This window comes from Allopusillimonas ginsengisoli (assembly GCF_004153455.1).
Taxonomy (GTDB): Bacteria; Pseudomonadota; Gammaproteobacteria; order Burkholderiales; family Burkholderiaceae_B; genus Allopusillimonas; species Allopusillimonas ginsengisoli.
The window spans coordinates 69,303-79,474 of sequence record NZ_SDQE01000016.1; the positions used below are offsets into that span (position 1 = coordinate 69,303).

Here is a 10,172-nt window from a genome sequence, read left to right on the forward strand (position 1 = left end):
CTTTGAAGCAGCGAGAGATTTAAGCGCACGGTGAACCTTGCAATTATCTAAAAAAATATCAATTAGTTATTTATTATTTTTAATGAACGGGGTTAAGTAAGCTGTATTCTATCGTCAGGCGAGCGGTCTTGGAGGCCAGTCAAATGGCGATGATACGCAGAACGGAGTTCGAGGAGAATGGCTGGGCAGAGCAAGAAGGCGCAACAACCGAGTGCGGCTTTTGTGATGCGCTCTTGGTCTGTCGTTTTCGACAAGTTCTCAAGCAGATCACTGGGGCCGGCGAGCCGAGCATCCCCTTCGCCTGCCAAGACGCAGCACAATCCAAGGCAGCCTATCGATTTTTTTCTAATCCACGCGTTGATGAAAGGGCGATTCTGTCCGGGCACATGTGTTGCACGCGCGCGCGATCGTGTTCGGTCGATCACAGGACCATTGCTCCTGCTGCACGATACGACGGAAATCTCATATGGCAGTAGCACGGGTGACATAGGGCTGCCCGGGCAGGATGCGCAAACAACGATATGCGGCCTATTGATGCATTCGAGCCTCGCCATCACCCCGGAAGGACTGCCGTTGGGGATGGTTGCCGTCAAATTCTGGACGCACAATAAATTCAAAGGGACGAATGCTCTTAAAATGCCAACCGTGCCTGGCACACCCGCCCGCTGTTATCTCTGAACTCTGCCTTGTGCACGCCTCTGTTGCGCACGGTGCCCATCTCCTGCGCTACCGTATGCGTGCCATCGCCGCAGAGCCGATCAGCGCAGGTACGTACCAGAAAGTGTGTGCCCAACCAGCGCACAGCAACCCGGCACGCAGCTCTCGTCTCCACTTGAGCACCGTATTGGTGTTCAGTCCATGGGCCAGAGCCACCTCACAAGTGGGAACTATCGTCCCAATCGCCACGCCACCTCAAGGTGTGTTCCCCGGACTCTTACCTGAGTTCGAGCAGTATCTCAAGCCCGGCATCACTGCTCAGACGCTGAGCCAGAGCGCCATGGCCATGTCAGACTCCCAAGCGGCTCAAGCCAATCAGGACATGCTCCGCAACCTGTTCGCCTTACTGCTACGTAAGCGCGCCTGACAGAGCGCCGATGGCTGCGGAATAATGCGAGTGCTCTCGAACTCTGCACTGCATAGATTGTGTACCCAGTGCCCTCTGAATTGAAGATAGCCGATGTACCCTTTGCACGCCGACGATGACACCATTGGCGATATAGCGCTTGTCATGCTGATTTCGCCCGAGAGACGTTCATTTTGCAACCAGCATAGCAGCACTGCCCGTAATACTTCTTGGCAGCCAGAGCACAAGATCAGGCACGGCAGCCAGCAAGAACACGAATAGAATCATGATCAGCAGATAGGGGGCCGAGTACCGGGCAAGCCGTCCAATATTCACGCCACTTAGCCCCTGAAGCATGAAAAGATTGAACCCAACAGGCGGGGTGATCTGAGCCATCTCGATGACAATGACAAGAAAGACACCAAACCAGATTGGATCAAATCCAGCCGCAGTGACGATTGGAAGAACAATTGGCAATGTCAGCACCATCATCGAAAAACCGTCGAGAAATGCACCCAGTACAATATAAAGACCGATGAGTATTGTAATCAGCCCGAACGGAGACAAGTTCAATGCGGTCACCCACCCACTGATTGCCTGTGTAATGCCCAAGAACGCAGTGGCATGCGACAGAATGGAAGCGCCAAGCAGGATCAGCGCAATCATGGCGCATGTCTGAATCGAACCCATGGCAATATCACGCATCGATTGCCGTGTAAGGCCTTTCTGAAAATAGGCAATCAATAACGCGCCCAGGACGCCCACCGCAGCACTTTCAGAGGGCGTGGCAATGCCAGCATACATTGAGCCGAGAATAGCCAGAATCAACAGCATCACAGGCCCAAGATCCTTTAGCGCCCTGAAGCGGGTATTCCACGTTATCTTCACGTCCGTATCATCTTTGGGAACCAATCCTGGATTGATACGGGTATGTATCATTACCCAACCCATGAAGCAGCTTGCTAGAAGCACCCCTGGCAAAACGCCAGCCATAAAGAGCTTCAGTACGGACACATTGCCCAGCACACCGTAAATGATCATGATGTTGGAAGGAGGAATTAGAAAACCGAGCGTCCCCGCGCCTGCCAGGCTACCAAGCGAAATCGATTTTCCGTAACCCCGATTTTCCAACTCCGCAAGGGAAATTCTCCCGACCACCTGAGTTGTCGCCGCCGATGACCCCGAAATGGCAGCAAAGATGGTTGAACCAATGACATTGACGTGTAGCAGACGGCCGGGAAGTAAAGATGCCCATGGTGAAAGCCCGTTAAATAGCGATTGCGACAGCTTGGTTCGGAACAGAATTTCTCCCATTACGATGAACATGGGCAAGGCCAGCAACTCCTGTGTTGTCAAAATATTCCAGGTATATTGAGCTAGCAGCTTTCCGATCGGAATATCTCGAAACAACATGAGCATGGCGCTGCCCGTCGCGGCAAGCCCGACGCCAATCCAGATGCCGCTGCCGAGCAGTAATAGAAGAATAGCCAACAGGGAAGAAACTATGATGGTCATGATAGTGTCTACTCCTGTGATGCGCTTGGTTTCATGCGGGAGTCCTCTAAAGGCAATCCCAGCACAGCCTGGATAAGCCGGGCTAGCAGTTGCAAAGCGAGTAACAGTATTCCCAGCGTAACCGTCAGCTTTGGAACCCAAAGCGGTGTTCCACTTGCTGCGGAGACCTGGCCGGATGCAAACGACGACCAGGTAAAAACAGTCATCGCAACGGTCATAAAAGACACTGACAATAATCCCACCAGCGACAGTGCGATCTCCAATCCTTGCCTCGCCCTGTCCGATACGTTGCTGAGCAATAAGTTCACACGTATATGTCCACCAGTACGCAATGTCATCGCAGCACCGAAAGTGAAACAGGTAGCCATCAGGTACGAGCAATACTCCCACGTATAAGGCAGGCCACCCGGCAAACCCGGAAATATGTTCGACAGCATTCTGATTGTCAGCTCTGCGAGCATCAGGGCAATCAGAAGCATCAAACATGCGGCACCAACCCATCCATCAAGCAGCGACAAGCGCTCAATCCCATTCAACAGGCGTTTGACCGCCTGCTCGCGCTTTATGCCAGACTGTCTTAGAGAAAGGTCGCCAATCATCGCTTTACTTCCATCAAGTACGCATCGAGTACTGTCTTGGATGGCGGTACGCGCTTCATGAATGTCTCCAACTGACCTGATGTACGGTCTCGCATCTCTTGCCTCATGGTCGGGGAAATGAGCATGACTTCCATACCCATGCTTTTAAGCTTTGTCAGGCCCTCGGCATCAGCCTGAGACGCGCGATCCCAAAACACTGGCTGCAACCGCTGGGCTGCGTCTGTCATCGCTTCTTGCTGGGTGGTGGACAGCTTGTTCCAGATATCCAGATTGATGTTGACCATCTGCGAGATCCAAGTGTGGTTCGTTGGATATATATACTTGACGAACTCCCACAGTCGACCGTCTACGGCAGAAGCTGTCGATGTCGTCACTCCCGAGATCGTTCCAGATGCCAGCGCGGGAATCGTTTCGACCCATGGTATCAGCACCGGCGAGATTCCAATGGCGGTACACATGTCCTGCACATTTCGGTCTGACACTCGCACCTTGCTACTCTTCAAACCCTCAAGAGAATCGGCTTTGATCTTGGAGAATATATACTGCGCTGGCCACGGCACGATATACAGTATTTTCTGATTGTGCCTCGCAGCAGCCTCGTCCAGCAGCGGGCGCAGATGACGGTGAAGAATTTCGAGTTCCTTAATATCATTGACTAGAAACGGTATTGTTTCAGCTGCCAGAATAGGCTCATCACCCGCCTGTTGCGAGATATGGATATCCGCCATCCCGACTAGACCGTCGCCTACTGCCTGCAGATGGTCAGGCCCCTTGAATCCAAGTGAGCCGCCTGAGTGAATTTGAATCTGAACTTCACCCCCAGTGACCTTCGCAACCTCTTCAGAATATACTTTGGCATTCTGAGTATGGAAATTCCCGTCCGGCAATACGGTCGACAGATCTATCCGCGTAGGCGAGGCCGCCCGCGCAAATGGTCCCAGCACCATGAGTGCAACGATAGACAGCGTGATCGCTGAGAATTGACGCCTTGTAATCATGATAGATACCTCTCTATTGGAGATGGTGATAGCTGCCTGGAGCCGCGTCAGCGTGCCATCGGCGCCCCTAGGAAGCAACAGACAACGTTAAGCACTCAGCAAGTTTCTGCAGTTAATGCCAGACCGGCCGGTTCACTGCCGTACAGGCTACGGGCCTGCTCCTCATTCAGCAACCCATCTGCAAGATCATTTGCGACATGTGCAGGTAACCGATGCTTTGGATTGCCGATACCGCCACCGCCGGGTGTGTGGATTAACAGGCGTTCACCAGGAAGAATCTCCTGACCACCTTTGCCTGCCAACAGGCGCCCCGATGAAAGTCCAATGAATCCGGCTGCCCCGTTACCTCCGCCGTCGCGACCACGCGGCGGATGATCGATGCGATCAAATGACGCCAAAATCTCAAAAGCCTTGTCGCATGTAGACTGAACTTCGATCACCTGCCCGAGCCCTCCACGCGTGCGCCCAGCGCCGCCTGAACCTTCGCGAAGTTCCTTGCGCCAGAATATCAATGGCGCCTGTGTTTCAGCAACTTCAACAGGAGTACCGTTCAGATTCGTGGGGAACGCAGTCGCAGACAAACCATCGATGCCGCTACGCGCACCAGTGCCGCCATTGCTCGTGAACCCCAACGTGAAACCATAGCGACCTCGAGATGCATCCTGTGTTGCTCCGCGCAAATTTAGCAACCAAACACATGAGGCGCCTTCAGCTGGAACACGCTCAGGAATGATCTGGCGCAGACAGCCAAATACGACATCTGGAAGCATTTGACCAATAACGTGTCGCGTGGAGACGGGTGCCGGCGGCAGCGCGTTGAGCACGCAACCCTCTGGTGCCGATACAGAGAATACAGATAACGATCCTGAGTTATTCGGTATCTCGCTCGCAACTGCGCATGCCAGGCCAAAGACAGAGTATGCAGTGGCATAGCATATGGGTACGTTAATCCCATGCGAAGAGATCGGCGATGTGCCGGCGTAGTCGAGCATGATGCCATCGCTTGATACAGTCAGCGTGGCGACCAAATCAATGGGCTGGTCATATCCATCGATAGTCATGCAATATGTTGACGAACCCTCAGGAAGCTTGCGCACAGCGTCGAGCATGGCCGCGCGTGAGCTCTCCAGAATATATGAAGAAAGATCTTCCAGGGAGCACAGTTCGAACTCATCCATCATCTCCCGCAATCTCTTGCAGGCAACATCATTACATGCGGCAAGAGCGTAGGTGTCGCCTACCGTTTCAAGTTGCTGGCGTGTGTTGGCACGCAACATATCCATGAATGTGTCGTTCACTGTTCCGGATGAAAACAGTTTAAGCAAAGGAATGAACAGCCCTTCCATATGAATGTCCGTGCCATCTGGTCCGAACCCCAGCCCTCCAATATCCATGACATGGCTGGTTGCGCAAAACAACGCAACTGGCTTGCCGTGCAGGAAGCAAGGCGTCACCACGACAAAATCGTTCAGATGACCAGTGCCTTTCCATGGATCGTTCGTGATGAACACATCGCCTTGCTGCATCTCGTTCAATGGATACTTGCTGAGAAAGTGCTGAACGGAATCGGCCATGGTATTCACATGACCGGGCGCGCCGGTGACCGCTTGTGCAAGCATCTGGCCGCGGGTGTCGAAAACCCCTGCGGATAGGTCGCTGCATTCGCGCACAATGGCACTGAATGCAGTTCTCAGGAGAACCTGCGCCTGCTCTTCGACAATAGCGGCAAGACGTTGCCACATTAGTTGATATTTGATCTGCTTCGCGTTGGAGTTCATGTTATTACCTCTACCTTTGTTTTTCGGTCCATGACAAGATTGCCGCAACGGTCAACGCTTACATCAAAAGACGAGGATACAAAAGTGGTCGTCTGATCTTCCGCGATCAACGCAGGGCCCAAAATCTGTTGTTCACACTGCAGTTCCCGCCGTGCATACACAGGTATGCTCACTCTTTTTCCCGTAACTCCATCAAAATGCTCCCGGTGCCCCTTAGGCAATGGCGACCGGCCAGTCGAAGGAGGCAGCACGATGACCTCCGCATGATGAGGCTCTGTCGCCACCAGAACAGACCAAGTCAGAATTTCAACCTCGGCGCCTGGAATCGTGCGGCCAAAGAGCCGCGTGTAGGAAGCCTCGAAGGCTTGCGAGAGTTGATGAACATCGAGCTCACATAAATTGCTATCAGGCAACAGGATCGCAACCTCATGCCCTTGACCGACATAGCGCATATATGCATGACGCCGCACAATCAGCACTTCGTGGGGAGCTCCCTGCCGCACGAGGGCCGAAGCCTCCTCTTCCATCCGCGTCAGCATCTCGCTGACCTCCAGCGTCTCCAAGGTTCCCAGCAGCGAATGTCGGCTTCGAACAACCTCATAAGAGATAGGAGCACGCAGAAATCCTATTGCCGACCCCACGCCTGCATTAGGTGGAACCAATATACGTCTAATACCCACTTTTTCAGCGATCCGGGCAACATGAAGCGGAGCCGCCCCACCAAATGCGATGAGCGTATGATCTGCAATAGATTTCCCTTTTTCGATCGCATGCACACGTGCCGCGTTGGACATGTTTTCGCACACCATCTCATGCACTCCAAAAGCCGCCATTTCGGGGGAGAAGCCCAATGGGACAGCAACCTTTTCCAGCGCACGTTCAGCTGCCTTGACATCCAACTGAACAGTGCCGCCAGCAAAGGCGTCCGGATCGATCAACCCGAGCACTGTGTCTGCATCGGTAACCGTAGGATCCTCCCCTCCCCTGCCGTAGCAAGCAGGGCCTGGCTCTGAACCAGCGCTTGTAGGACCGACCTGTATACTCTTAAGCACGTTAATGTGTGCTATAGATCCGCCTCCAGCGCCAATTTCAAACAAATCGATTACAGGAATTCGTAAAGGCAGGCCGCTACCCTTCTGAAATCGCGCAGCGCGGTCCACCTCATAAATTCGGTCCGTATCCGGCTCGTACTGGTCAATCAGGCAAATTTTGGCTGTTGTCCCGCCCATGTCGAATGCCGCCACCTTATTCTCTCCCGCGCGCCTTGCGACATCGGCAGCGTAGATGGCTCCACCCGCAGGGCCAGACTCGACCAACCGGACGGGAAACCGTCGAGCTGTTTCCAAGGAAGTCAGTCCTCCGTTTGAAGTCACGAGATAAAGAACTCCGTTGAACGACTCGCTCTCGAGGCGTTTTTGCATCCGATGCAGATAGTCCGCCATCTGCGGCTGCACGTAAGCGTTGGCAACGGTTGTAGAGACCCGTTCATACTCCCTGATTTCGGGGCAAACCTCACTCGAAATAGAGACGTGCAAATTCGGCAACGCATCGAGCAATAACTGGCGTGTTTCCAGCTCGTGCGCTGGATTACGATAGGCGTGTATAAAGCAGATCGCCACGCTAGCGACGCCCTCGCTCTTTATCACCGATATCTGCTCGGCCAGGCTCTCGCGATCCAGCGCCAGAATTTCATGTCCATTTGCGTCAATGCGTTCCTTAACCGTCAGCCTCAAGCTGCGCGGTATCAGAGGTGCTCGACGCTCTAGTTGCAGGTCGTACTGGTCGAACCGACCCTCAGTACCAATCTCCAGCACATCCCGGAAGCCTTTAGTGGTTATCAACGCGGTTCTGGCTCCACGGCGTTCCAGTATGGCATTTGTTGCAAGCGTAGTGCCATGAACGAATACACCTACGTCCTTCAAGCTCAATGCATTGCGTTCTAATAGCCGGGAGGCCCCTTCGAGTACCGCCTGCTCGGGAGCAGTCGGCGTGGTTAAGACCTTCGACGTGACGCGAACTCCGTTTGGCAATTCTGCAACAATGTCCGTGAATGTGCCGCCTATATCGGCGGAAAGCCTCACTCGAGGATTGATTACGTCAGCCATAGACAGTACCCATAGTTGCGCTTTGAAGAAGCCATGTTGAGGAAATATGTGTAAAAATACGTCTTTCTTTCATCATTGTTATCCGTATAACGTTGGGAATTTCCCAATGATACGTTATTGAATCATTAATATAATTAGGGATTTTACTTATGAGTAAGACAGACAAACCTTTAGTTCTCTCCCCCCATCTCGTATCCCCCAAGGGGGCGGAATTGAGTGAATTTGAGTTCGCCATGATCGTTTGCTGGAATGCGTTCACACGCTGGCTCGAAAAAGGCGCCTCAGCAACAGATGCAGGCGACATGACCTTTATCGACGTAGTTGTGCTACATCAGCTCAAACATCGAGCCAAGAACAAAAAGGTTGCAGACATTTGTTTTGTCTTGAACTTCGACGACGTGCATGTCGTCACGTACTCGCTGAAAAAGCTCGTAGCAGCCGGACTTGCCATCGGGGAAAAAGTTGGCAAGGAAGTTTTGTACCGAACAACTGAAGCAGGCGAAGCCGCGATTGAGAACTACCGCCAAATTCGCGAGCAATGCCTGATGAGCAATGTCGACGAATCCATGAACGCTCACCTTCGTGAACTGGCAAATTCATTGGGCAATCTGAGCAGCCTGTATGAGCGAGCGGCCCGCTCAGCATCCTCCTTGCGTTGAAACCGAAGCCATCCAGCAAGCGCAAACACCAGATTACGACACTTTCTTTGCTGAACCTGTGAACATTCTGCTGTCTTGAAGCCGAATCGGGTTAAGGCTGCCCAATACGAACACGATGGCTGCTCTGAGAACTCTTCCTACAATCGCAACAAGACGATATCGAAATGGCGAATAAAAAACTACTCGCCGCAATTCAAAGCATCAATACAACATTAGGCGTGCCGACCTTAGCCGAGTATGGCGTGGAATACCAGCGCTTCACACAAGTACGTGAACTCATGGCTCAACAAGCACTGGCGTCGGGATCCCCTGACAATAATCCACGAGTTCCCTCGGCCGATGAAATCGTCGCCCTATATGACAGCCTCTGGGAATGAGCAAGCTTACAAGCACTCGCACTGCACGCTCAAAATAATTTCAGGCAACTTGAGAGGTCCATTTAGCTTTACTATAGATTTTGGTCTGGTCCTACGCTGACTCGCAAGTCGTGGGCAGCGGACTTGAGCAAGGGGACGTACAGCAGCAAATTAGACAGACTAACCCTAATCGTCGGAGCGTGAACGAAAAGGCAGCCCGCCAGGTTACCTTGCTCATCTCGGATTGGCACCGCGACGGCAACCATGCCATCAATAAACTCTTCATTGTCGTGGCCAATCTGCTCAGCTTCAATTTTATCCAGGGCAACAGAAAGTGCAGCCTGGCTAGTAATGGTATTTCGTGCCATACGTGTCAACGGCAGGTAGCGCAGAAGAGTATCGCGCTGAGATTTAGGTAGCGATGCGAGATAGAGCTTGCCACTGGCAGTGCAGCTTGCTGGCACTTGACTGCCTATAGAAAGATTGATTTGCAATGGCCAATTAGATTGAGCTCGGTCAAAATAAATCATATGCGTACCCGAAGGCGCAGGTATCGATATGCCGCATGTTTCGCCAGTTTCGCCCGCGAGGCGCTCTAACACCGCATGATGCAATGCGCGAAATCGTGGTGCTTGTATGATTCCTAGCGCCATTGTTCGTAACCGTTGCGCCGGCTCCCATTGTCCACGCATATTTGGCGTCAGAAATTTTTCATCTGCAAGTTGTTGGAGCAAGCGGTGGACAGTAGGCCTTGGAATATTCAAGGTTTCGGCAATAGTGACAGCCGAAATCGCATGCGACGCACCGGAGATAAGATCAATGATCTCCAACACTCTGGTGAACTGCACCCCAAAAGTTGGACACTCATCCAACCTTCGGGGTATTTTTTTGACCTGCCCCCGGAATATCCGTACAGGTCAAAACTAGAGGTAAAGTTGCTTCTCAGCGCCCCGAATGGGGCGAGGAGTAGCCATGAAGCGGTCAAGATTTACCGAAGAGCAGATTGCCTATGCGCTGCGATTGGCCGAGAGCGGTACGGCGGTGGTCGACGTGTGTCGGCAGCTTGGCGTGTCGGAGGCAACCTTCTACACATGGAAGA

Annotated in this window: 10 protein-coding genes; 4 read left to right on the forward strand and 6 right to left on the reverse strand. The window is 52.7% G+C overall.

The features are described from left to right. Positions 1-149 precede the first annotated feature (149 nt). Positions 150-476: an IS4/Tn5 family transposase DNA-binding protein gene (locus tag ERE07_RS22430; protein WP_425331000.1), complete on the forward strand. Its 327-nt coding sequence runs from the start codon at positions 150-152 to the stop codon at positions 474-476. Positions 477-1,252: 776 nt separating this feature from the next. On the opposite strand, the gene ERE07_RS19915 is transcribed toward ERE07_RS22430, so the two are convergent. The 5 genes from ERE07_RS19915 to ERE07_RS19935 form a co-directional block, all read right to left on the reverse strand. Next, the gene (locus tag ERE07_RS19915) at positions 1,253-2,578 is read right to left on the reverse strand and encodes a TRAP transporter large permease (protein WP_130010782.1); all 1,326 of its coding nucleotides are present in this window, start codon (positions 2,576-2,578) and stop codon (positions 1,253-1,255) included. Positions 2,579-2,586: 8 nt separating this feature from the next. Continuing rightward, positions 2,587-3,177, reverse strand: coding sequence for a TRAP transporter small permease subunit (locus ERE07_RS19920; RefSeq protein ID WP_130010783.1), 591 nt, complete (start codon positions 3,175-3,177; stop codon positions 2,587-2,589). Next, positions 3,174-4,175 (reverse strand): TRAP transporter substrate-binding protein, encoded by a 1,002-nt coding sequence (locus ERE07_RS19925; protein ID WP_167671017.1) that lies wholly within the window; start codon positions 4,173-4,175, stop codon positions 3,174-3,176. Before ERE07_RS19925 ends, ERE07_RS19920 begins: the two co-directional genes overlap by 4 nt. A gap of 95 nt (positions 4,176-4,270) precedes the next feature. Continuing rightward, on the reverse strand, positions 4,271-5,953 hold the full coding sequence (locus ERE07_RS19930) for a hydantoinase B/oxoprolinase family protein (RefSeq protein WP_130010784.1): 1,683 nt from the start codon (positions 5,951-5,953) through the stop codon (positions 4,271-4,273). Then, entirely contained in the window at positions 5,950-8,058 is a 2,109-nt protein-coding gene (locus tag ERE07_RS19935) for a hydantoinase/oxoprolinase family protein (RefSeq protein WP_130010785.1), read from the reverse strand. The genes ERE07_RS19930 and ERE07_RS19935 overlap by 4 nt, the downstream gene beginning before the upstream one ends. Before the next feature lie 149 nt (positions 8,059-8,207). Here ERE07_RS19935 and ERE07_RS19940 point away from each other — a divergent pair, with 149 nt between their 5' ends. Both ERE07_RS19940 and ERE07_RS19945 read left to right on the forward strand, forming a co-directional pair. Then, positions 8,208-8,717, forward strand: a complete 510-nt coding sequence (locus ERE07_RS19940; protein WP_130010786.1) for a winged helix DNA-binding protein — start codon at positions 8,208-8,210, stop codon at positions 8,715-8,717. Positions 8,718-8,881: 164 nt separating this feature from the next. Further along, a complete protein-coding gene (locus ERE07_RS19945) occupies positions 8,882-9,094 on the forward strand; it encodes a hypothetical protein (RefSeq protein ID WP_130010787.1) in 213 nt (70 codons plus the stop codon). 71 nt (positions 9,095-9,165) lie between these two features. Here the strand turns inward: ERE07_RS19945 and ERE07_RS19950 are convergent, their stop codons facing one another. Further along, positions 9,166-9,906 (reverse strand): IclR family transcriptional regulator, encoded by a 741-nt coding sequence (locus tag ERE07_RS19950; protein ID WP_209021199.1) that lies wholly within the window; start codon positions 9,904-9,906, stop codon positions 9,166-9,168. Positions 9,907-10,045: 139 nt separating this feature from the next. Here ERE07_RS19950 and ERE07_RS19955 point away from each other — a divergent pair. After that, a partial coding sequence (locus tag ERE07_RS19955) for a transposase (RefSeq protein WP_167671019.1) occupies positions 10,046-10,172 on the forward strand: 127 nt, incomplete at its 3' end.

What these genes read in the sequence shown, in the direction of transcription:
- ERE07_RS19945 (WP_130010787.1), top strand. Translation starts at nt 8,882, where the DNA reads ATGGCGAATAAAAAACTACTCGCCGCAATTCAAAGCATCAATACAACA.
- ERE07_RS19925 (WP_167671017.1), bottom strand. Translation starts at nt 4,175, where the DNA reads ATGATTACAAGGCGTCAATTCTCAGCGATCACGCTGTCTATCGTTGCA.
- ERE07_RS19940 (WP_130010786.1), top strand. Translation starts at nt 8,208, where the DNA reads ATGAGTAAGACAGACAAACCTTTAGTTCTCTCCCCCCATCTCGTATCC.
- ERE07_RS19915 (WP_130010782.1), bottom strand. Translation starts at nt 2,578, where the DNA reads ATGACCATCATAGTTTCTTCCCTGTTGGCTATTCTTCTATTACTGCTC.
- ERE07_RS19930 (WP_130010784.1), bottom strand. Translation starts at nt 5,953, where the DNA reads ATGAACTCCAACGCGAAGCAGATCAAATATCAACTAATGTGGCAACGT.
- ERE07_RS19920 (WP_130010783.1), bottom strand. Translation starts at nt 3,177, where the DNA reads ATGATTGGCGACCTTTCTCTAAGACAGTCTGGCATAAAGCGCGAGCAG.
- ERE07_RS22430 (WP_425331000.1), top strand. Translation starts at nt 150, where the DNA reads ATGATACGCAGAACGGAGTTCGAGGAGAATGGCTGGGCAGAGCAAGAA.
- ERE07_RS19935 (WP_130010785.1), bottom strand. Translation starts at nt 8,058, where the DNA reads ATGGCTGACGTAATCAATCCTCGAGTGAGGCTTTCCGCCGATATAGGC.